We start from the raw sequence: 23101 nt of genomic DNA on the forward strand, positions 1-23101 counted from the left end.
ATATTTAATTAGCAATGCTAACTATTTTAATCGTCATTGATTAAATTGCAATCAGAAAACGTGTGCCACATAAAAAAAGCCGCTAATCAATAGCGGCTTCTTGGTACGAGTTAGGAGTGAATCAGTCTGTAAGCGATCAGTTCGCTTCAGCTTGCTCTTGTTCTAGTTTGGCCTGAGCAATGCGCTCTTCTTTAATCTCGGTAAAAATATTACCTAACTCAAGGAAAGAGTAGCGATGTTCAACATACTCATAAACGTTGAATGAGACGGCCAGTTTGTAGAGAGAGATCGCATTCGCGTAGTCACCACGCATGTGGTAGCGCTTCGCCAAGTAGAAGTAGGTCTCGGTTAGGCGTTGAGCCAACAAAGTGTTGTCTCGCGTACCCGTTAGGATTGCCTTAAAGGCCTGCTCTTCTGAGATCTCATCGAGCATTATAGCGACCAAAACCCATCCCCACTGTTCATCACGATCTTGGTAGCGCGATTTCAGATCTTGTAGGGCTTGCTCCGGCGTTAACTCATGCTGAATGATGTAGAGCCATAGCGCACGAAATGGATCGCTAGGATCGTCATTGTAGTGCTTGAGCATCTCTTCATTAGACAATTCGTAACGTTCGCCATAGTAGAGGGCAATCGCTCGGTTACGCTCTGCATAAGAGTTACTTGGATCAAGTTCAAGTGTTGAATCGAAAGACTCATAAGCCGCGTCAAACTCACCCACCTGAGTAAAGTAAACGCCTAGCAAGTTGAAAATATCAGGTTGTGCAGGGTTCAAAGACAAAGACTGATTGAAATCGAGTCGAGCGAGATCACGCAGACCTACGCTATCGTAATAGTTGCCGCGTTCAAAAAGCATTTTAGCGCGAACGTCATCACCCAGGTCGGGTCTTTGTAACAACTGAGATAAGCGAGCTATCTGAACTTCTTGCTGCACACTCGGCTGAAGTGGTACAGCCATTGGTGGATAGACCCAGCGCTGAGCTGAGCTGTCCATTGTCGATGCACAACCTGTTAAAACAAGCAGCAGAGACAGACTCGCGGTTTGAAACCATTTCACAAATACTTACTCCTGTTATGACCGCAATAAAAAAGGGAGCGATATGCTCCCTTTATAACATGCTTTATTAATGATGGGTTAGAAATCACTAAAAAGCGATAGTTCCATCATTTTACTGAGAATTACTCAGCAGCAGGTGCTTCGCCTTCAGCTGGCGTTTCAACTGCTTCTTTCATGCTTAGACGTACACGGCCTTGACGGTCAATCTCAAGAACCTTAACTGGTACTTCTTGGCCTTCAGTTAGGTAGTCAGATACTTTCTCTACGCGCTTGTCAGCGATTTGAGAGATGTGTACTAGACCATCTTTACCAGGAAGAATCGTTACGAATGCACCGAAGTCTGCTAGACGCGCTACTTTACCTTGGTAAATGCGGCCAACTTCAACTTCTGCAGTGATCTCTTCGATACGACGGATCGCTTCTTTCGCAGCTGTACCTTCAGTTGCAGCGATCTTGATTGTACCGTCGTCGTCGATTTCGATAGTTGTACCTGTCTCTTCAGTTAGAGCACGGATAACTGCACCACCTTTACCGATAACGTCTTTGATCTTCTCAGCGCTGATCTTCATTGTGTGAATACGCGGAGCGAACTCAGAGATATCTTCACGAGCACCAGAGATAGCTTCATCCATTACAGATAGGATGTGCTTACGTGCACCTTGCGCTTGGTTAAGAGCAATTTGCATGATCTCTTTAGTGATACCTTCGATCTTGATGTCCATTTGAAGTGCTGTGATACCAGTGTTAGTACCCGCTACTTTAAAGTCCATGTCACCTAGGTGGTCTTCGTCACCAAGGATGTCAGAAAGAACAACGAAGTCGTCGCCTTCTTTAACAAGACCCATTGCGATACCCGCAACAGAAGACTTGATTGGCACACCTGCATCCATAAGAGCAAGAGAAGTACCACATACAGAAGCCATTGAAGAAGAACCGTTAGATTCAGTGATTTCCGATACAACACGTACTGTGTATGGGAATTCATCAACAGAAGGCATTACTGCTGCGATACCGCGTTTAGCCAGTTTACCGTGACCGATTTCACGACGCTTAGGAGAACCTACAAAACCAGTTTCGCCAACACAGTATGGAGGGAAGTTGTAGTGTAGTAGGAAGTGATCTTTACGCTCACCAGTTAGCTCGTCGATGATTTGAGCATCACGCTGCGTACCTAGAGTCGCAGTTACTAGAGCCTGAGTTTCGCCACGTGTAAATAGTGATGAACCGTGTGTACGAGGAAGAACACCAGTACGTACGTCTAGCGCACGAACCATGTCTTTTTCACGGCCGTCGATACGTGGGTTACCAGCGATGATGCTGCGACGTACAACTGTCTTCTCTAGATCGTGGAAGATAGTGTGGATTTCTTTTGTGTTCGCTTCTGGATCTTCAGCAAGTAGCACTTCGTTTACTTCACCAGCGATCTCGTGGATGCGGTCGTAACGAGCCATCTTCTCAGTGATTTGGTAAGCTTCAACAAGCTTAGTTTCAGCCAGTTCAGCGATCTTGTTTACAAGTGCTGTGTTCTCTTCTGGAGCAACCCAATCCCAAGCAGGAGTCGCAACTTCAGCAGCAAACTCGTTGATTGCGTTGATCACTGTTTGTTGTTGGTCGTGGCCGTAAACAACCGCTGATAGCATTTCTTCTTCAGTTAGGTTGTCAGCTTCTGACTCAACCATTAGTACTGCAGATTCAGTACCCGCAACAACTAGGTCTAGCTTAGAAGCTTCTAGCTCTGTGTTGCTTGGGTTAAGTACTAGTTGACCGTCGATGTGACCAACACGTGCAGCACCGATAGGACCGTTGAACGGAATACCAGAGATAGCTAGCGCCGCAGAAGTACCGATCATAGTTACGATATCAGGTTGAACATCTGGGTTAACAGATACTACCGTTGCGATAACTTGTACTTCGTTTTTGAATGCATCTGGGAAAAGTGGACGGATTGGACGGTCGATTAGACGAGCCGTTAGCGTTTCACCTTCAGATGGACGACCTTCACGCTTGAAGAAGCCACCAGGGATCTTACCTGCAGCGTATGTACGCTCTTGGTAGTTAACTGTTAGTGGGAAGAAGTCTTGACCTTCAACCGCTTCTTTTTTACCAACAACAGATACGAATACAGACGTATCGTCCATTGTTACCATTACTGCAGCAGTAGCTTGACGTGCAATAACACCTGTTTCTAGAGTTACGGTGTGGTTACCGTACTGAAACGTTTTTACAACTGGTTTTTCAAACATTGTATTTCCTTCATCTAAAGATTGCTCTTTAGAATAAGTGAATGGGTACTCCGCAATGACTAATCGCGACTAGTAAAAAGAGACGAAAAAGAACGACGTTCTCCGCTCATCTGTTTTTAATAGTCGCGACCTATTGGCCGACATCTGTGACTGTCATTGTTGAGTAAAGTGAAGTGCCAGCGTTTCATAGAATTACTGGCGTGCAAGAGTATAAACTATTTTTCTGACAAGAGACATTTTCAGAGCCAAAAAACGAGTTTACAGCACACATAACGGGTACTTTTCTCTGCGTTGTGACGATATTTCAGACATAAAAAAAGCCTCAGCAATTGCTGAGGCTCTTTCATCAAATTCGAGATTTGATTAGCGACGTAGACCTAGACGCTTGATAAGCTCTTGGTAACGACCAAGATCTTTACCTTTTAGGTAGTCTAGAAGCTTACGACGGCTAGAAACCATACGTAGAAGACCACGACGGCTGTGGTGATCGCCTTTGTGAGCTTTGAAGTGACCTTGTAGGTGGTTGATAGAAGCAGTAAGTAGAGCTACTTGTACTTCTGGTGAACCTGTGTCGCCTTCAGAGCGCGCGTATTCTGCAACGATTGCTGCTTTAGTTTCTGCATTCAGAGACATAATTCTCTCCTGATAAGAGTAGTTTGATATTTGTAGCAGCCAATCTCTGATTCAGCCGCTACGCGAGCCGTGGATTATAGGGAAGTTTGCCTAGTGGTGCAATAACAATCTATCGCTATCTCACCGCTACAAAACAAAAAAGCAGAAGACCTAAATTGGACTTCTGCTTTTCACGACTTATAAGCAAAGATTGCGTTTAATCTTGATTACGCTTGCGGCTCTTCTTCACGGAAAACCACCAAGCGCTTTGGTGCTACGCGACCATCATTATCGATCTGAGCTACACCAACAAACAGCTTCTCTTCACCACTTGTCATACGCACTGTGCCTTCTGCTGGTGCACCGGCAACTTGTACTGGCATACCGTGCTGAACTAAATCAGTCAGCTCCGCATTCAGATTCACTTCTGGTAGATCTTCTACTGCGGTGTCCATTGGCATCAGCAGTGGATCAAGCAGCTCTTTTGGTGCAATGTCTTGCTGTTGAGCTTGCTCTAGGATCTCATTCAGTTGCTCTAACGTTACCATGCGCTCGTATGGGTACTTTGCAACACCGGTACGACGCAACATGGTTACGTGCGCACCACAGCCTAGCATTTCGCCCAGATCGTCAGTGATGGTACGGATGTAAGTGCCTTTTGAACAGTGCACTTCCATCTCAACTTCATCACCTTCAAAGCGAAGTAGATCGATAGAGTAAACCGTGATCTTACGAGATTCACGCGGTACTTCGATGCCTGCACGCGCGTATTCATACAAAGGCTTACCTTGGTATTTTAACGCAGAGAACATGGATGGTACTTGGTCAGTTTCACCCTTGAAGCTCTCAATGCAACGCTCAAGCTGTTCGCGAGTGACATTCACTTCACGAGTTTCAACAACTTCACCATCAGAGTCAGAAGTGTTGGTACGCTCACCTAGCTTAGCGATCACAACATAGCGCTTATCAGAATCTAATAGAAACTGAGAAAACTTGGTTGCCTCACCTAAACAGATTGGCAGCATGCCTGTCGCAAGAGGATCCAAAGCACCGGTGTGCCCTGCTTTCTCTGCAAAGTAAATACGCTTTACTTTCTGCAGTGCGTCATTTGATGAGATGCCAGTCGGCTTATCTAATAAAATAACCCCGTTAATCGGGCGACCTTTACGACGGCGAGCCATTACTCTTCACCTTCCGAAGTAGACTCATCACGGCCAGCAGCTTGCTGCTTACGCTTATCTTCGCTTACCACTTCAGATACTAGGTTAGACATACGCATACCTTCAACCAAAGTGTTGTCGTAAGTGAAACGAATTTCTGGTGTTAGGCGTAGGCGGATACGCTTACCTAGCATCATACGTAGTTGAGGCTCGTGCTCTTTCAGTGCAGCTAGGCTCGACTCTGGTGTTTGCTCGCCCACACATAGGAAAGTAACGAATACTTTTGCGTAAGCAAGGTCACGAGAAACCTCTACATCAGAGATAGTTACCATACCGATACGTGAGTCACGAACTTCACGTTGCAGCATGATTGCTAGCTCTTTTTGTAGTTGCTGAGACACGCGCTGCGTGCGGCTAAATTCTTTTGACATTTTCTTTTCTCACTTAGAAAGATGGGGGGCTTGGTAATAACCAGCCCCCCATGGTGTATTCAACAACCGATTACCACTTACCTATACAAGTAATGTTAGTAACCTTAGTCAATATGTCGAGTCAGCGGACTGATTAGTCTAGAGTACGCTTAACTTCAACGATTTCGAATACTTCGATTTGGTCACCAACGCGAACGTCATTGTAGTTCTTAACGCCGATACCACACTCGTAGCCATTCTTAACTTCTTGTACGTCATCTTTAAAGCGACGTAGTGACTCTAGTTCACCTTCGTAGATAACAACGTTGTCGCGTAGCACGCGGATTGGGTTGTTACGCTTGATCGTACCTTCAGTAACCATACAACCTGCGATTGCACCAAGCTTAGGCGACTTAAACACGTCACGTACTTGAGCAAGACCGATGATCTCTTGTTTGAACTCAGGAGCAAGCATACCGCCCATCGCCTGTTTCACTTCGTCGATCAGTTGGTAGATGATTGAGTAGTAACGTAGGTCTAGGTTTTCGTTCTCAACAGTACGACGAGCTGTCGCGTCTGCACGAACGTTGAAGCCTAGGATGATAGCGTTAGATGCTGCTGCAAGTACTGCATCAGTTTCTGTAATACCACCAACACCAGAACCTACGATGTTCACTTTAACTTCGTCAGTAGACAGTTTCAGTAGAGAGTCTGCGATAGCCTCTACAGAACCTTGTACGTCCGCCTTAAGAACAACGTTAAGCTCAGCAACTTCACCAGCAGCCATGTTAGAGAACATGTTCTCAAGTTTCGCTTTCTGTTGACGTGCTAGTTTCACATCACGGAATTTACCTTGACGGTAGTTCGCTACTTCACGTGCTTTACGCTCATCACGTACAACTGTTGCTTCATCACCAGATGCTGGTACACCAGAAAGACCTAGGATCTCTACTGGGATAGATGGACCTGCAGATGTCACTTCTTGACCGTTCTCATCGCGCATTGCACGAACACGGCCGTACTCTTGACCACAAAGAACGATGTCGCCCTTGTTTAGAGTACCAGACTGTACAAGTACAGTAGCAACTGGACCACGGCCTTTATCTAGACGAGATTCTACAACCACACCAGATGCCATGCCTTCTTCTACTGCTGTAAGCTCAAGGACTTCAGATTGTAGAAGGATAGTCTCTAGAAGACCTTCGATGTTAGTACCTTGTTTCGCAGAGATGTGAACGAACATGTTCTCACCGCCCCACTCTTCAGGGATAACGTCGTACTGTGCCAGCTCGTTCTTAACGTTGTCTGGGTTAGCGTCTTCTTTATCGATCTTGTTTACAGCAACGATTAGCGGTACTTCAGCTGCTTTCGCGTGCTGGATCGCTTCGATCGTTTGTGGCATTACGCCATCGTCTGCTGCTACTACTAGAACAACGATATCTGTCGCTTGAGCACCACGAGCACGCATTGCTGTAAATGCCGCGTGTCCAGGAGTATCAAGGAAGGTGATCATGCCGTTTTCAGTTTCAACGTGGTATGCACCGATGTGCTGCGTGATACCGCCCGCTTCGCCTGAAGCAACGTGAGCTTTACGGATGTAGTCAAGTGTAGACGTTTTACCGTGGTCAACGTGACCCATGATAGTTACAACAGGAGCACGTGGAACAGCTTCAGCGTTGTTGTCACGGTCGTTTAGTACCGCTTCTTCTAGCTCGTTCTCTTTACGTAGGATTACCTTGTGACCCATCTCTTCAGCAACAAGTTGTGCTGTCTCTTGGTCGATCACTTGGTTGATAGTCGCCATAGCGCCCATCTTCATCATTACTTTGATAACTTCAGTTGCTTTAACAGCCATTTTGCTAGCTAGTTCAGAAACAACGATAGTCTCACCGATAACAACGTCAGCTTTCGCTACAGATGCTGTCTTATCGAAGCCCTGTTGCATTGAAGTTGGTTTAGCCAGTTTACCTTTACCGCCACGACCACGTTGGTTACGACCACCACGGTTGTTAGTAGCTTGCTTGTCAGCTGGCTTCTTCTTACGACGACGAGGCGCCTTCTCTTCTTTCTGGTCAGCTGCATCTTCCGCTTCACGAGCGTACGTAGAAGTTGTCACATGGTAGTCCGCAGACTTCTCTTGCTCTTGCTTCTTCTGCTCTTCTTCAGACCAGCGCGCTTCGTTCTCTTCTGCTAGTTTACGTGCTTCTTCAACTAGCTTCGCCGCTTCAGCTTCAGCTTTACGCTGTGCTTCTTGCTCTTGACGAGCTTTTAGTTCATCCGCTTCTTTTTTCGCTTGTGCGTTAGCGTCTGCATTTTTTGCATTCATGTCTTTTTTAGCCTTATCAGCTTGTGCGCGTTTTGCTTTTTCTTCAGCTTCACGTTTTGCGTCCGCTTCACGTTTTGCCTTCTCTTCAGCTTCGCGCTGTGCTTTCTCTGCAGCTTCACGTTTCGCTTGCTCTTCAGCTTCACGACGTGCTTTCTCTTCAGCTTCACGCTTCGCTGCTTCCTCAGCTTCACGTTTCGCTTCATCTTCAATAGCGCTGCGCTTCACGTAAGTACGCTTCTTGCGTACTTCTACTTGAACATCCTTACTCTTACCGCCTCCAGCGGCAACACTTAGCGTGCTGCGGGTCTTGCGTTGAAGAGTTAAACGAGTCGGTTCAGCTTCACCAGAAGTATCACCGTGCTCTTTTTTCAGATGCGTCAGTAATACCTGTTTTTCTGAATCAGTAACTTGATCCGACCCTGTTTTCTTCATGCCTGCATCAGCAAGTTGTTCAATTAAGCGGTCAACTGGCGTACCAATCTCTTCACTCAGTGCTTTAACTGTTAATTGTGTCATACCGCTTTCTCTCCTTGCTGAATTATTCTTCGTCGCCGAACCAACAGATGTTACGCGCAGCCATGATTAGCTCGCCCGCACGCTCTGCAGTTAGGTCTTCAATGCCTTCTAGTTCATCAACGCCTTGGTCAGCTAGGTCTTCTAATGTTGCTACACCTTTCGCTGCCAGTTTGTAAGCCATTTCGCGCTCTAGGCCTTCAAGTGCTAGAAGGTCTTCTGCTGGCTCAACACCGTCAAACGTCTCTTCTTTCGCTAGTGCTAGCGTAGTTAGAGCGTCTTTTGCACGGTTACGTAGTTCTTCTACGATGCCTTCGTCTAAGCCATCAACTTCTAGAAGCTCGTTTACTGGTACGTAAGCAACTTCTTCTAGCGTAGAGAAACCTTCTTCAACAAGCAGTTGAGCAAAGTCTTCTTCGATGTCTAGGTGCTTCATGAAGTTTTCGATAGAAGCAACCGCTTCTTCTTGGTGTTTCTTTTGAAGGTCTTCAACTGTCATTACGTTCAGTTCCCAACCAGTCAGTTGAGACGCTAGACGTACGTTTTGACCACTACGGCCGATAGCTTGTGCTAGGTTGTCCGCTTCAACAGCGATGTCCATTGAGTGTGCATCTTCATCAACGATGATAGAAGCAACGTCAGCTGGTGCCATTGCGTTGATAACGAATTGCGCTGGGTTATCGTCCCAAAGAACGATATCGATACGCTCACCACCAAGCTCGCTTGATACAGCTTGTACACGTGCACCACGCATACCAACACACGCACCCACAGGGTCGATACGCTTGTCGTTTGTTTTCACAGCGATTTTAGCACGAGAACCTGCATCACGTGCAGCACCTTTTAGTTCAATCAGCTCTTCACCGATCTCAGGCACTTCAACACGGAATAGTTCTGCAAGCATTTCAGGCTTAGAACGAGTGATGAACAGTTGGAAGCCGCGCGCTTCTGGTGCAACTTTGTATAGAAGACCACGTACACGGTCGCCTGGACGGAAGTTTTCACGTGGCAGTTGATCATCACGTAGGATAACCGCTTCAGCGTTGTTACCTAGATCTAGGATGATAGTGTCACGGTTAACTTTCTTAACTACGCCCGTTACTAGTTCACCTTCGTTGTCGATGAACTGTTCAACGATTTGCGCACGCTCAGCTTCACGTACTTTTTGTACGATAACTTGTTTAGCAGTTTGAGTCGTAATACGGTCGAATGTTACTGATTCGATGTCGTCTTCGATGAAACCACCCAGTTCGATTTCTGGGTTATCAAACTTAGCCGCTTCAAGAGAGATCTCTTTCGTCGGGTTTTCAACTTCTTCAACAGCTTCCCAACGACGGAAAGTTTCGAAATCACCAGTTTTACGGTCAATTTCTACACGAACTTCGATTTCGAATTCGCTTTTCTTCTTTGTTGCTGTTGCAAGCGCGATTTCAAGCGCTTCAAAAATACGCTCACGAGGAACTGCTTTCTCGTTAGAAACAGCTTCTACTACCGCCAAAATTTCTTTGTTCATTAATCTAGCCTCTTAAGCTCTTCTCTCAGGGAGAACTAAAATTTAGGGATCAGGTTCGCTTTTGAAATATTGCTGAGGGCGAATTCTTCTTCTTGCCCTTCAACCAATACTGTTACGGTTTCGCCTTCGATAGATTGGATATCACCTTTCCATTTACGACGGTTGCCGACAGCCATTTTCAAAACGATGCTTACCTCGTGACCAATAAATTGTTGGTAATGCTCTGCTTTGAACAGTGGTCTTTCTAAACCTGGTGAAGACACTTCAAGGTTATAAGCCACTGAAATTGGATCTTCAACGTCCATTACGGCACTTACTTGGTGACTAACTTCAGCGCAGTCGTCTACATTGATGCCGTTTGGAGAATCGATGTAAATACGTAGCGTTGAGTGCTCACCCGCACGAATAAATTCTAATCCAACTAACTCATAACCTGATGCTGCTACTGGAGCGTCAAGCATTTCAGTAAGTTGTCTTTCTAAACCAGTCATTTAACCACTCCAGAAACAAAAAAAGGGCTCAAAGCCCAATTTAAATTCCAAGCAAACATTATCTAGCTGCATTTACAAATGCTTAGATAACAAAAAACCCCGTATAAGCCGGGGTTTTTGTTGCTGGACCCTTATAGACTAAGTGCCATCATCAATTTGATATCGCACTTAGCTCACAGTGAGGTTCACACTGTGCAAACTTGCTACCAATCAAGACTAAATATAGCACTTTAAATTGGTTGCGGGAGCCGGATTTGAACCGACGACCTTCGGGTTATGAGCCCGACGAGCTACCAAGCTGCTCCATCCCGCGTCCGACTTGCGAGCATTATACGCTCAACAAGATGTTTTACAAGTTTGTAATAATGGTGCCGAGAGAGGGACTCGAACCCTCACACCATAGGCACCAGCACCTCATGCTGGCGTGTCTACCAATTTCACCATCTCGGCATCAATTCTTTCAGATTATTGTGGAATTTCGTCGCCTTGCGCCGGAACTTCACTCACTGCATCTTCAGCTTGTTCGATAACTTGACCCTGTGTAGGATCTACCCATTGTGACTCAGTTTTATGTGTAGACATATTACCAAGCACTAAGCTAAGGATAAAAAATGTAGTTGCAAAAATTGCAGTCATTCGGGTTAGGAAATTTCCTGAGCCACTAGCACCAAACACAGTGTTTGAAGCGCCAGCACCGAAAGAGGCTCCCATATCTGCGCCTTTACCTTGTTGAATTAACACTAGGCCAATTACACCAAGCGCTGCCAACAGGTAAATCACAAGTAGAACTGTAAACATTTTTCCACCTATGTTCCTAATTGTTGAGCCAGCGCCGTTAAGTATTGACATAAAATCATGTTATACAGAACAAGGCTAGCGACCTCCTTACTGAAGGCCGAGCAATACTAGCGAATGCAACGTACGCTGACAAGCGGAATTTACCAAAAAATAAGCCTTTAACTAACGAACGCTCAAAAAAAGGGCAAAACGCAATAAAACCCAGTCTAACGATAGGTAAAGCGTCGCCCTTTTTGCAGTTTTCGTTATTTAGCTATTTTCGTTATTTAGCTAAAGGAAACTTAGCAGCTTGCTTTTACCGCTTCTGCAATCTTAAGCGCTGAGTTTTGTACTAGTTCAGCATCTTCGCCTTCAACCATCACGCGTAGAAGTGGCTCGGTACCTGACTTACGCAGCAGTACTCGGCCTTTCTCACCCAGTTCAGCTTCAACTTCGATAACAGACTGTTTTACAGCTTCTGCTTCTAGAGGGTTTGAATCACCACTAAAACGAACATTCTCAAGCACTTGTGGGTATAGCGTCATGCCTTGAGACAGCTCGTTCAATGACATTTCACTGCCAACAACGGATGCTAGAACTTGCAGTGCTGCGACAATTGCGTCACCTGTCGTTACTTTGTCTAGTAGGATAACGTGACCTGAGTTCTCGGCACCGATCTTCCAGCCTTTTGCTAGAAGTTGTTCCATTACGTAACGGTCACCAACCGCAGCGCGAACAAATGGAATACCTAGTTGCTTAAGACCGTTTTCCATACCAAGGTTCGTCATTAGCGTACCAACAACGCCGCCTTTGAGTTCACCACGACGCAATGCGTCACGTGCGATGATATAAGCGATTTGGTCACCATCCACTTTGTTGCCCAGTTCATCAACCATGATGATACGGTCGCCGTCACCATCAAACGCTAGACCAAGATCCGCTTTCTCTTCTACAACGCGAGCTTGTAGAGCACGTACATCTGTCGCACCAACTTCGTGGTTGATGTTAGTGCCATTTGGCTCAACACCCATTGCGATCACTTCTGCACCTAACTCGCTAAATACCGCAGGAGCGATGTGGTAAGTCGCACCGTGTGCACAATCGACAACAATCTTCTTACCCGCAAGGCTTAACTCAGTTGGGAAAGTGCTCTTACAGAATTCAATGTAACGACCTGCAGCATCATTAAGGCGTGTCGCCTTACCAAGATCAGCCGATTCAACACACTCGATCTCTTTATCTAGCTCAGCTTCAATCGCTAGCTCGATATCGTCTGGCAGTTTAGTACCTTCAGAAGAGAAAAATTTAATGCCGTTATCGTAGTATGGGTTATGAGAAGCAGAGATAACAATACCAGCTTCTGCACGGAAAGTTTGTGTTAGGTACGCAACTGCCGGTGTTGGCATTGGACCTGTAAACGTCGCTTTCAAACCTGCTGCCGCTAAACCTGCTTCAAGTGCAGATTCCAGCATGTAACCAGAGATACGCGTATCTTTACCGATGATTACTTTCTTTGTGCCTTGTTTTGCAAGAACACGACCCGCAGCCCAGCCAAGCTTTAGAACAAAGTCCGGTGTAATTGGGTACTGACCTACTTTGCCGCGTACACCGTCTGTACCAAAATAACGTCTTTTATCAGACATGTTGCTTTTCCTTAGTTGTATTTTTATCTATTTTAATGATTGTTATTCATCATTTTAATGATTTGCATAGCTTCCAATGTATCTTCTACATCGTGAACTCGAATGATCTGAGCCCCTTTCATGGCGGCAATCGTAGCACAGGTTACGCTACCAACCATACAGTCAGCTGGTTTCTTGTCCAATAACTTAAAGATCATTGACTTGCGAGACATCCCTGCAAGCAGTGGCAAACCGAGTGTGTGGAACTTATCAAGGTGTGCCAGCAGCTGATAATTATGCTCAAGCGTCTTACCAAAACCAAAACCAGGGTCCAGAATCAGCTTATCTTTTGATATTCCCGCAGCTTCACACGCAGAGATGCGCTCTTGAAGAAAATCAGAGACATCTTGTAGTAAATCATCATAGGTTGGATTGGTTTGCATTGTGCGAGGTTGCCCCTGCATATGCATTAGACAGATCGGCACACCGGCTTCAGCCGCAACTTCAAGTGCGCCCGGCTCTTGTAGTGCTCGAACATCATTGATCAGATCAGCGCCTGCTTCGACCGCTTGGCGCATCACTTCTGCCTTACTGGTATCGATCGAGATCCACACATCGTATTGTTCACGAATCGCTTTAATTGCAGGTATAACACGAGCAAGCTCTTCTTCCAGTGTTACGTCTGGCGCCCCCGGACGAGTCGACTCACCACCGATATCAATTATCGAGACACCAGCCTCAATCATTTTCTTTGCTTGAATTAGAGCATTATCGAGAGAGTTAAATTTTCCACCATCAGAGAAAGAATCAGGAGTGACATTAAGAATGCCCATGACATGCGGGCGATTAAGGGTAAGCGTTTTATGGTTTGCAGTTAGGTTCATGAATTCCATTCTTCGCAGGTTGTTAGCCTAAAAACAGAAAAACCCTGAGCAGGCACTCAGGGTTTTTATTAACGATTTATAGATTAAGAATCTTTGTTCGCGTTATCTTCAGAATCCGTTTTCGCTTCTTCAGCTTTCACTTCTTCTTTCGTTTCTTCTGGTTTAGCTTCCGCTTTCGGCTCTTCCTTTGCAGGTTCAGCTTTCACTTGGTCGCCCCAACCAGCTGGTTCACGAATCGTCTCTTTACGCTCCATCAGGTCATCAATCTGACCTGCATCGATCGTTTCAAACTTCATTAGAGCATCTTTCATCGAGTGCATGATATCCATGTTCTCTTCAAGAATCTTCTTAGCTCGGTCGTAGTTGCGGTCGATAAGGATACGAATCTCTTCATCGATTAGCTTAGTCGTATCATCAGATACGTGCTTCGCTTGGCTCATACCGCGACCCAAGAACACTTCACCTTCTTCTTCAGCATAAAGAAGAGGACCTAGTTTCTCTGAGAAGCCCCACTGCGTTACCATCTTACGAGCAATATCAGTTGCGCGTTCAATATCGTTAGACGCACCAGTCGAAACCTTGTCTTTACCGTAAATAAGCTCTTCAGCAAGACGGCCTCCATATAGGCTCGAAATCATCGACTCTAGGTGTTGGCGAGACATGCTCACACGATCTTGCTCAGGAAGATACATAGTCACACCCAGTGCACGACCACGTGGAATGATAGACACCTTGTACACTGGATCATGTTCAGGTACTAGGCGACCAACAATTGCGTGACCAGCTTCGTGGTATGCTGTCGATTCTTTTGTATCTTCAGACATCACCATTGAGCGGCGCTCTGCACCCATCATGATTTTGTCTTTCGCTAGTTCAAACTCAACCATAGAAACGTTGCGCTTGTTACCACGCGCAGCAAACAGAGCGGCTTCGTTAACTAGGTTTGCTAGGTCAGCACCAGAGAAGCCTGGCGTACCACGTGCAATCAATGAAGGTTCAACGTCACCTGCTAGAGGTACTTTACGCATGTGAACCTTAAGAATCTGCTCACGGCCACGTACATCTGGAAGACCTACCACAACTTGACGGTCGAAACGACCAGGACGAAGTAGTGCAGGGTCAAGAACGTCTGGACGGTTTGTAGCAGCGATAACAATAATACCTTCGTTACCTTCAAAACCATCCATCTCAACCAGCATTTGGTTCAGGGTTTGCTCACGCTCATCGTGACCACCACCAACACCAGCGCCACGCTGACGACCTACTGCATCGATCTCATCGATAAAGATGATACAAGGTGCCGCTTTCTTCGCCTGTTCGAACATGTCACGCACACGAGATGCACCAACACCAACGAACATTTCAACGAAGTCAGAACCTGAGATAGTAAAGAACGGTACCTTCGCTTCACCTGCAATCGCTTTTGCAAGTAGCGTTTTACCTGTACCCGGAGGACCAACAAGTAGGATACCAGTAGGAATTTTACCACCTAGCTTCTGGAATCGACTTGGGTCACGTAGGTAATCCACCAACTCTTTCACGTCTTCTTTTGCTTCGTCACAACCTGCAACATCAGCAAACAACGTTTTGATTTGCTCTTCGCTCATCATACGAGCTTTACTCTTACCGAAAGACATCGCGCCTTTACCGCCGCCACCGCCTTGCATTTGACGCATGAAGAAAATCCATACACCAATCAGTAAGATCATAGGGAACCAAGAGATGAAGATAGTGCCAAGTAGGCTCTGCTCTTCAGGTGGTGTACCTTGAACTTTTACGTTTTGATTAATTAAGTCATCAAGCAGTTTTTGATCATAAACAGGCATGTACGTAACGTACTTAGCACCACCGCCACGACGCGTGAAAGTGATCTCGCTGTTATTGAACTGCGCTTCTTGAATCTGGCCTTGGCCAACTTCCTGTACAAACGTGGTGTAATCTACTGCTCTGCCGTTACTTTCACCAGGGCCAAAGCTCTGGAATACCGACATCAATACTACAGCGATAACAAGCCACAGAATTAAATTTTTTGCCATGTCACTCAAGGTGTCAGCCTCGCGATAACTAATTGTAATTAAAGGTAGGGTACTACAGTTTGTAACCTGTAGCTATATTGTTAACGCACACTATTTAACAGAATCGTTAACCTTTGTAACCAGTGGCTACAATAAACACTTCACGGGAACGAGCTCGCGAAGAATCGGGTTTTCTCACTTTAACCGTTTTGAACATCTCACGGACGTCCTTAACGTACTGGTCGAACCCTTCGCCTTGGAATACTTTAACAACAAAACTACCATTGGTAGCTAGAACTTGTCGACACATATCCAATGCTAATTCAACTAAATACATAGCTCTTGGTTGATCTACAGAGTTGTTGCCAGCGATATTCGGCGCCATATCAGACATTACTACGTCCACCATGTCCGGTTGGATCCTATCTAATAAAGCTTCTAGTACCGCATCTTCTCTGAAATCCCCTTGCAAGAAGCTCACACCTGCGATTGGATCCATAGGTAATAAGTCACATGCAATGATTTGACCACTGTCACCTACAATCTTAGCAGCATATTGAGACCACCCGCCAGGCGCTGCACCTAAATCGACAATTGTCATGCCTGGAGACAGCAATTTGTCTTTAGTTTGAATCTCTTCCATTTTGAAGTAAGCACGAGAACGATAGCCTTTTTTACGGGCTTCATTCGCATACTTGTCGTCGAAGTGTTCCTTCAACCAACGGCCTGAACTGGCCGAGTGTTTCTGTTTGCTCATTGGGTACCTAAAGTGGAGGAAAGTACTAATTGCTGAATAAATTATAGTCTTCAGCTTTAGATGGCGTTAAAATAGGTTTTTTCAACCCTAATAGTAAAGAAAATTGGCCGCGTAATGAACCTAAGTACCAAACAAAAGCAGCATCTAAAGGGCCTAGCTCACAGTTTAAAACCTGTTGTGCTAATGGGCGCAAATGGACTTACTGAAGCTGTTCTAGCGGAAATCGAAATCGCTCTAGACCATCACGAACTGATCAAAATTAAAGTTGCATCAGAAGATCGTGAGACTAAACAACTAATTATCGATGCCATCGTACGTGAGACTAAAGCAGAAAAAGTACAAACTATCGGTAAAGTACTTGTGCTATTCCGCCAGTCTGAAGAGCGTAAAATCGAGATTCCACGTAAGTAAGCTTAGACTACAGAGACAATCTCAAACATCAGAGATAATCTCGTTGTGTAATCACTACGTGAGAAAAGAAAAAGGTCGCAATTGCGACCTTTTTTGCTATCTAGAGACTGATAAATTAGATGTATTCTACTTTATCAATTTCAAAATCTTTTTCGCCACCCGGCGTTGAAATCATTACTTCGTCGCCTTCCATCTTACCGATAAGACCACGAGCGATAGGTGACTTCACAGAGATACGGCCAGTTTTGATGTCCGCTTCGTCTTCAGAAACGATTTGGTAGCGAACTTCTTCATCTGTATCTACATCAATCAACGTAACAGTTGTACCGAAGATGATTTTGCCTGTGTTTTCCATTTGAGTAACATCGATGATCTGTGCAACAGACAGCTTGTACTCGATATCACGGATCTGTGCTTCACAGATACCCTGCTCTTCACGCGCTGCGTGATATTCTGCATTCTCTTTCAAGTCACCCAGTTCACGAGCTTCACCGATCGCTGCTGAGATGATTGGGCGCTGCTTAAGCAGACGCTCTAGTTCTTCACGTAGCTGTTGTGCGCCACGCACTGTCATTGGAACCTTTTCCATTTTCTACCTCTATGCTGAAAGCTTTCTTCAGCCAAAATAAAGCCCCCCAACCTCTATGGTCGGGTAGCTGGAACAAAACGATTTAGCTTAGTGTAAACAAACTTAGTGGCTAAATCACCTTTATTCAGCGTTGTATTACAAAACCGCTATCTAGGTCTAAATTACACACATCACAAAAATGAATATTAACCTTTCGATTAATAACTATCGAAATAAAAACCTAAAAAAAGCAAAAACAAACAAAACAGCAAACTATTCACTAAAAATAAAAAACCAATAATAACAATAATTTAAGATATAAAAACCCCAATAAAACACTGTTCATTATTTTTATTGATATCATTTTACTAACTTGCTGCGGAACTTTAAGGGTAAAAAGTACCCCACGGATTGCTCTGGCAAGTTTCTCGCTTATGTCCTAAGCCTGATTATGAAGCTTGATTTATACGAGCAATACAAAAAAGGATTCAAATCCTTTGATAACAACCTTTATGGACAGTAATTAGGAATTAATAACATGAACAAGACTATGATCGCGCTTGCTGTATCAGCTGCAGCTCTTGCAACTGGTGCTAACGCTTCTGAACTTTACAACCAAGACGGTACTTCTCTAGACATGGGTGGCCGTGCGGAAGCTCGTCTATCTATGAAAGATGGCAAAGTTGAAGACAAAACACGAGTTCGTCTTAACTTCCTAGGTAAAGTAGAAATCCAAGACGGCCTATACGGTGTTGGTTTCTACGAAGGCGAATTCACTACTGCTGAAGATGGCGGCGCTACAGACAACAACGACGGCAGCATTACTAACCGTTACACATACGCTGGTCTAGGCGGCGCATTCGGTGAAGTGACTTACGGTAAAAACGACGGTGCTCTAGGCGTAATCACAGACTTCACAGATATCATGGCTTACCACGGTAACTCTGCAGCAGACAAAATCGCTGTTGCTGACCGTTCTGATAACATGCTGTCTTACAAAGGCGAATTCCAAGCTCTAAACGTAAAAGCAAGCTACCGTTTTGCGGACCGTGATGGTGTTGACGCTAATGGTGAATTCACTGACAACGGTAAAGATGGCTACTCTCTATCTGGTATCTACGCGATCGGCGAGACAGGCATTAAAGTAGGTGCAGGTTACGCAGACCAAGATAAGAGCAACGAGTACATGCTTTCTGGTTCTTACACTATGGGCGACCTATACTTCGCTGGTGTATTCACTGACGGTGAAAAGCAGCAAAATAACGGTACTATCGACCTAAACTCTGCTGTTGATTACACAGGTTACGAACTGGCTGCTGCTTACACAATGGGCCAAACTGTATTCTCTTCTACGTACAACAACGCTGAAACTGACGGCGAAACGTCTGCTGACAACATCGCTATCGATGCAACGTACTACTTCAAGCCTAACTTCCGTGGCTACGTATCGTACAACTTCAACCTAATCAGCAAAGGCGACAAGATCGGCTCTAACGATACTTCAGCATCAACTGTTGCAACTTCTGCAGACGCTGAAGACGAGCTAGCTCTAGGTCTACGTTACGACTTCTAATTCAGATTATCTAATTGATTAATTAGTTAATTTCGAATCAAAACGCCCGCTCTCTAGCGGGCGTTTTTTATATCTGTATACTGAGATTATCCACTACCGACTCAGCACTCTTATGCGCCTATTGTCCTCATTACTGGCTGTCAGCTTTAGTTGTTCAGTTTCAGCGTATTCCCCACTAGAAAAACTGCCTGATGGTAGCTCTAGCAGCTTGGTCTTGCAGTCATTAAGTAGCAGTAACACTCAATTGACTATTAACTCTGAAGGTTACTATCCGCCAGCGAGCACTCTCAAATTAGTAACGGCATTAGCCGCTAAGCTTGAGCTTGGTGATAACTTTCACTACAACACCACTATCCGTCAAGCAGGCCAAGACGCGGTCATTGCGTTCAGTGGCGACCCTACTCTGCAACGCGACGACCTCAAGAAACTGCTCAATCAATATGCTAAAAAGCAGAGCAAAACCATTCAGGGTAACCTCTACTTAGATAATTCCGCATTTACTGGCTATCACCGAGCTGTGGGGTGGCCTTGGGATATTCTTGGTGTCTGCTACAGTGCTCCTTCAACAGCTATAACGCTCGACAGTAATTGCGCGCAAGCTTCTATCTACACTCAAGACAACGGGAAGACACGTGTTTACATCCCCGTCCATTACCCTGTCGTGGTCTCAACCACGGCAAATACAGTGACTAAGTCCGGCCAAAAAGCGACACAATGCGAGTTAGAACTGCTAACCACGCCAGACAATCATTACCAATTATCTGGCTGTTTGGTCGAACGCAAAAAACCACTGCCACTTAAGTTTGCGATTCAAAATCCTGAGCTTTACACCCAAGAGGTAACCCAATCACTGCTTAAAGAGTCAGGATTAACAGTTAAAGGCGAAATTATCATTGGGGCTGCCCCTTCATCTAAACAAATCAAAGTGGTCGCAAGCCATGAGTCACAGAAGCTACCTGTTCTACTCGATACCATGCTTAAAAAATCAGATAACCTGATTGCTGACAACCTAACTAAAACACTGGGTGCCAAGTTTTACGTACAACCGGGTAGTTTTAACAATGGTACGGAAGCTATCAAACAGATTTTACTGACCAAAGCGAACATCGACCTCACTCGCGCACATCTTACAGACGGTTCAGGACTCTCTCGCAACAATAGAATGACTGCGCAAAGCATGGTTGAAGTACTGAGATATATCTGGAAGCACGACAACACGCTCAACCTTATCCAAGCGATGCCAACCTCTGGGGTAGATGGCACACTGCGTTACCGACAAAGTATGCGAAAAGCCCCCATCAAAGACAACATCATCGCAAAGAGTGGCTCAGTGTATGGAAGCTACAACATGGCAGGCTATGGCCTTGATAAGGAAGGTAAGCCTAGTTCTTTATTCGTTCAATTCGTTCGCGACTATTTCCCTAACAAGCAAGATCCCGACAAGCCTGTTGAGCAACCAATAGTCAGCTTTGAAAAAGCGTTTTATAGTGATGTGATTGAGTTTAGCCAAAGTAACTAGATAAAAAACGGCGCAGTAAGTAAACACTCACTGCGCCGTTTATTTTCAGTTGAACTTAAAGCGACTCTTTACTGGGCTCAAGCAATTCCAAGAAACGCATTCACAACAGTAAAGTAGATCCACATTCCTGAAATATCGACGATAGAAGCGAGCACCGGGCTCACTAGTACAGCAGGGTCGAGCTTAAATAGACGCGCGACAATTGGCAGGCCACCACCGAGTACAGTCGATATCGTCACCTGAATAAACAGAGCCACAGCGATCGCGAAGGCAATCATTTCAAGATCATAACCACCTGTTGCTTGGTTATCGCTAAACAGCAAAATACGTCCAACCATAACCGCCGCAATCGCAGCCGCCAAACAGATAGCAACTCGGAACTCTTTCCAAATCACACTCAGCCATTGGCGTTTTTTCAGCTCTCCGGTAGCCAAAGCCCTAATGACCAAAGTCGCCGCTTGTGTGCCGGTGTTACCACCAGCCGCAGCGATCACAGGCATATAAATAGCGAGCAAAACCAACTGGCTGAGAATATCCTCATACTGAGCGATAATCAGGCCTGATACTATTCCCAGTAAAGCCAGCGCGATAATCCAGCCAATACGCTGCCTTACGTGGCTTAGCACTCCAGTAGACAAATAGCCCTGTTGTGGTTCAACCTCAGAGTAAATAAGACCTAATTGGTGAGCTAAGTGGCGAGAGCGTTTTTCATAGCCCTGCTCTTCTAGCTCACTAAGTAGAGCTTGAATAACACTGAGTGAGCACTGACCCAGAACCAAGACTGCGTCTTCCAGAGGCATTCGATTAAGCAGAGCAACCTGCTGCTCTCTAGAGTATTGCTGAAAGGCACTCGATACAGCTTGAATGTCTTTCTCAGAGTATAAAGCTTCAATAGATAAAAAAGTGTTGTTCATTACCGTCATGGCGAATCTCCCGATTGGCAAAGGTAACGACCATCAAAACAAATAACCCATAGCTAACGCTTCTAGAGTATAAAGCTGTGTACGCCAAGAGCGTATAACTCCATAGTTCAAGAACATATAACTAAATGCATCAAGAGCTTAAAGCTACTGATGTCTCTATTTGTTGGAATCTAGAGTGTGGAAAAGAATGAGGGGAACAAAAGATACCCTACCTGAACGGCAGGACAATAGATCAATACCGAGACAGGTTATTCTTCTCCCTTCAAACTAGGAGGATGGTCGGTATTGTTCATAAAAATCTCCAAAATTACTGTCAGTTCGACAGCGCGCATAGTGTAGCAAGGCCGTAAAAAATACTTGGTCAACTTTCTGTCAATAAAAAAGGCATCCGTAGATGCCTTTTTACTCACTCATTGAGATTTAATATTACTTGATAGTAATACGAGCAAACTTACGCTTACCTACTTGGTAAACTGCTGTGCCTGCTTCTGGTACGAATTTGCTGTCTGCGATTTTCTCGCCTTCAAGCTTAGCAGCGCCTTGCTTGATCATACGCATTGCATCAGAGGTTGAGTTTACTAGACCCGCTTCTTTCAATACGTTCGCAATTGGTAGACCAGCTTCGAATTCAAACTCAGGCATGTCGTCTGGCACTTGGTTCTTCGCAAAACGGTTAACGAACTCTTGCTCAGCCGCATCTGCGTCAGCTTCAGAGTGAAAGCGTGCAATGATCTCTTTTGCTAGCAGTACTTTAACGTCACGTGGGTTTTTGCCCGCGTCAACGCCAGCTTTCAGCTCTGCAACTTCTTCAAGAGGACGGAAAGACAATAGCTCGTAGTAGCTCCACATCAGATCGTCAGAGATAGACATGATCTTACCAAACATCTCGCTTGGAGCTTCGCTAATACCAATGTAGTTGTGCGCAGACTTAGACATTTTCTTAACGCCGTCTAGACCAACAAGTAGTGGCATCATCAGTACCGCTTGTGGTTTTTGACCTGCCGCTTTTTGCAGTTCACGACCCATTAGCAGGTTGAACTTCTGGTCAGTACCACCAAGCTCAACGTCGCTCTCTAGTGCAACAGAGTCGTGACCTTGTAGAAGTGGGTACATAAATTCATGAATAGCGATCGGTTGACCACCAGCGTAACGCTTTTTAAAGTCATCACGCTCAAGCATACGAGCAACAGTTTGGTTAGAAGCTAGACGAATCATGCCTTCAGCACCAAGCTCAGATAGCCACTCAGAGTTGAAACGGATTTGCGTTTTAGCAGGATCTAGAATCTTGAATACTTGCTCTTTGTAAGTTTCAGCATTCTTTAGAACGTCTTCGCGGCTTAGAGGTGGACGCGTTGAGTTCTTGCCTGATGGATCACCTACCATCGCGGTGAAGTCACCGATTAGGAATGTCACTTCGTGACCAAGCTCTTGGAAAGCACGAAGCTTGTTAAAGATAACCGTATGGCCTAGGTGGATATCTGGTGCTGTTGGATCCGCGCCCAGTTTAATGCGTAGAGGACGACCCTCTTTCAGTTTTGCAATCAGTTCGTCTTCTGGAATCAGTTCTTCAACGCCACGTTTGATCTCGGCTAGTGCAGCTTCAATACTCGCCATTCTTGTTCACTCCCACAGATTTGGCAAAAATATAATAGTTAGACATCTTACTTGAATAGCGATGTATTTTGAAACCAGTTACACTATTCAGTCGTCTATTTTCTTAATATTTA

Annotated in this window: 19 protein-coding genes and 2 tRNA genes; 3 read left to right on the forward strand and 18 right to left on the reverse strand. The window is 45.2% G+C overall.

Annotated features, from left to right (window positions below; all coding sequences use genetic code 11):
- Nucleotides 1–136: 136 nt before the first annotated feature.
- From nlpI to rlmE, 15 genes are all read right to left on the reverse strand, one after another.
- On the reverse strand, nt 137–1057 hold the full coding sequence (gene nlpI / locus KI655_RS11400) for a lipoprotein NlpI (RefSeq protein ID WP_285404938.1): 921 nt from the start codon (nt 1055–1057) through the stop codon (nt 137–139).
- A 122-nt stretch (nt 1058–1179) separates the two neighbouring features.
- Nucleotides 1180–3300, reverse strand: coding sequence for a polyribonucleotide nucleotidyltransferase (pnp, locus tag KI655_RS11405; protein WP_150893559.1), 2121 nt, complete (start codon nt 3298–3300; stop codon nt 1180–1182).
- A 363-nt stretch (nt 3301–3663) separates the two neighbouring features.
- A complete protein-coding gene (gene rpsO / locus KI655_RS11410; protein WP_032551549.1) occupies nt 3664–3933 on the reverse strand; it encodes a 30S ribosomal protein S15 in 270 nt (89 codons plus the stop codon).
- Nucleotides 3934–4139: 206 nt separating this feature from the next.
- Entirely contained in the window at nt 4140–5093 is a 954-nt protein-coding gene (gene truB / locus KI655_RS11415; RefSeq protein WP_150869219.1) for a tRNA pseudouridine(55) synthase TruB, read from the reverse strand.
- On the reverse strand, nt 5093–5503 hold the full coding sequence (rbfA, locus tag KI655_RS11420; RefSeq protein ID WP_032551547.1) for a 30S ribosome-binding factor RbfA: 411 nt from the start codon (nt 5501–5503) through the stop codon (nt 5093–5095). The genes truB and rbfA overlap by 1 nt, the downstream gene beginning before the upstream one ends.
- 133 nt (nt 5504–5636) lie before the next feature.
- Complete coding sequence (gene infB / locus KI655_RS11425; RefSeq protein ID WP_285404942.1) at nt 5637–8324, reverse strand: translation initiation factor IF-2; 2688 nt, start codon at nt 8322–8324, stop codon at nt 5637–5639.
- Nucleotides 8325–8346: 22 nt separating this feature from the next.
- On the reverse strand, nt 8347–9834 hold the full coding sequence (nusA, locus tag KI655_RS11430) for a transcription termination factor NusA (RefSeq protein ID WP_285404944.1): 1488 nt from the start codon (nt 9832–9834) through the stop codon (nt 8347–8349).
- 35 nt (nt 9835–9869) lie between these two features.
- Nucleotides 9870–10325, reverse strand: coding sequence for a ribosome maturation factor RimP (gene rimP / locus KI655_RS11435; RefSeq protein ID WP_285404946.1), 456 nt, complete (start codon nt 10323–10325; stop codon nt 9870–9872).
- A gap of 236 nt (nt 10326–10561) precedes the next feature.
- A tRNA-Met gene (locus KI655_RS11440) sits at nt 10562–10638 on the reverse strand.
- A 53-nt stretch (nt 10639–10691) separates the two neighbouring features.
- Nucleotides 10692–10775: transfer RNA gene (locus KI655_RS11445), tRNA-Leu, on the reverse strand.
- Between the two features lie 15 nt (nt 10776–10790).
- Nucleotides 10791–11123 (reverse strand): preprotein translocase subunit SecG, encoded by a 333-nt coding sequence (secG, locus tag KI655_RS11450; protein WP_285404948.1) that lies wholly within the window; start codon nt 11121–11123, stop codon nt 10791–10793.
- 281 nt (nt 11124–11404) lie between these two features.
- Nucleotides 11405–12745, reverse strand: a complete 1341-nt coding sequence (gene glmM, locus KI655_RS11455; protein WP_285404950.1) for a phosphoglucosamine mutase — start codon at nt 12743–12745, stop codon at nt 11405–11407.
- Nucleotides 12746–12777: 32 nt separating this feature from the next.
- The gene (gene folP, locus KI655_RS11460; protein WP_285404952.1) at nt 12778–13608 is read right to left on the reverse strand and encodes a dihydropteroate synthase; all 831 of its coding nucleotides are present in this window, start codon (nt 13606–13608) and stop codon (nt 12778–12780) included.
- Between the two features lie 83 nt (nt 13609–13691).
- Nucleotides 13692–15644 (reverse strand): ATP-dependent zinc metalloprotease FtsH, encoded by a 1953-nt coding sequence (ftsH, locus tag KI655_RS11465; protein WP_285404954.1) that lies wholly within the window; start codon nt 15642–15644, stop codon nt 13692–13694.
- Nucleotides 15645–15750: 106 nt separating this feature from the next.
- On the reverse strand, nt 15751–16380 hold the full coding sequence (gene rlmE / locus KI655_RS11470) for a 23S rRNA (uridine(2552)-2'-O)-methyltransferase RlmE (RefSeq protein WP_285404956.1): 630 nt from the start codon (nt 16378–16380) through the stop codon (nt 15751–15753).
- A gap of 114 nt (nt 16381–16494) precedes the next feature.
- Between rlmE and yhbY the strand changes: the two genes are divergently transcribed.
- Nucleotides 16495–16791: a ribosome assembly RNA-binding protein YhbY gene (gene yhbY, locus KI655_RS11475; RefSeq protein ID WP_032551538.1), complete on the forward strand. Its 297-nt coding sequence runs from the start codon at nt 16495–16497 to the stop codon at nt 16789–16791.
- A 115-nt stretch (nt 16792–16906) separates the two neighbouring features.
- Here the strand turns inward: yhbY and greA are convergent, their stop codons facing one another.
- Nucleotides 16907–17380, reverse strand: coding sequence for a transcription elongation factor GreA (gene greA, locus KI655_RS11480; protein WP_032551537.1), 474 nt, complete (start codon nt 17378–17380; stop codon nt 16907–16909).
- A 517-nt stretch (nt 17381–17897) separates the two neighbouring features.
- On the opposite strand from greA, the gene KI655_RS11485 reads away from it, so the two are divergent.
- Together KI655_RS11485 and dacB are read left to right on the forward strand one after the other, a co-directional pair.
- Nucleotides 17898–18932, forward strand: coding sequence for a porin (locus KI655_RS11485; protein WP_285404960.1), 1035 nt, complete (start codon nt 17898–17900; stop codon nt 18930–18932).
- A gap of 112 nt (nt 18933–19044) precedes the next feature.
- Nucleotides 19045–20451 carry a serine-type D-Ala-D-Ala carboxypeptidase gene (gene dacB / locus KI655_RS11490; protein WP_285404962.1) on the forward strand — a complete coding sequence of 469 codons (1407 nt, stop codon included), beginning with the start codon at nt 19045–19047 and terminating at the stop codon, nt 20449–20451.
- A gap of 77 nt (nt 20452–20528) precedes the next feature.
- On the opposite strand, the gene KI655_RS11495 is transcribed toward dacB, so the two are convergent.
- Together KI655_RS11495 and tyrS are read right to left on the reverse strand one after the other, a co-directional pair.
- The gene (locus KI655_RS11495; RefSeq protein WP_285404964.1) at nt 20529–21374 is read right to left on the reverse strand and encodes a magnesium transporter; all 846 of its coding nucleotides are present in this window, start codon (nt 21372–21374) and stop codon (nt 20529–20531) included.
- A 426-nt stretch (nt 21375–21800) separates the two neighbouring features.
- A complete protein-coding gene (gene tyrS / locus KI655_RS11500; protein ID WP_285404966.1) occupies nt 21801–22988 on the reverse strand; it encodes a tyrosine--tRNA ligase in 1188 nt (395 codons plus the stop codon).
- Between the last annotated feature and the right edge of the window lie 113 nt (nt 22989–23101).

The organism is Vibrio sp. D404a, assembly GCF_030248535.1.
In the GTDB taxonomy this organism is placed as follows: Bacteria; Pseudomonadota; Gammaproteobacteria; order Enterobacterales; family Vibrionaceae; genus Vibrio.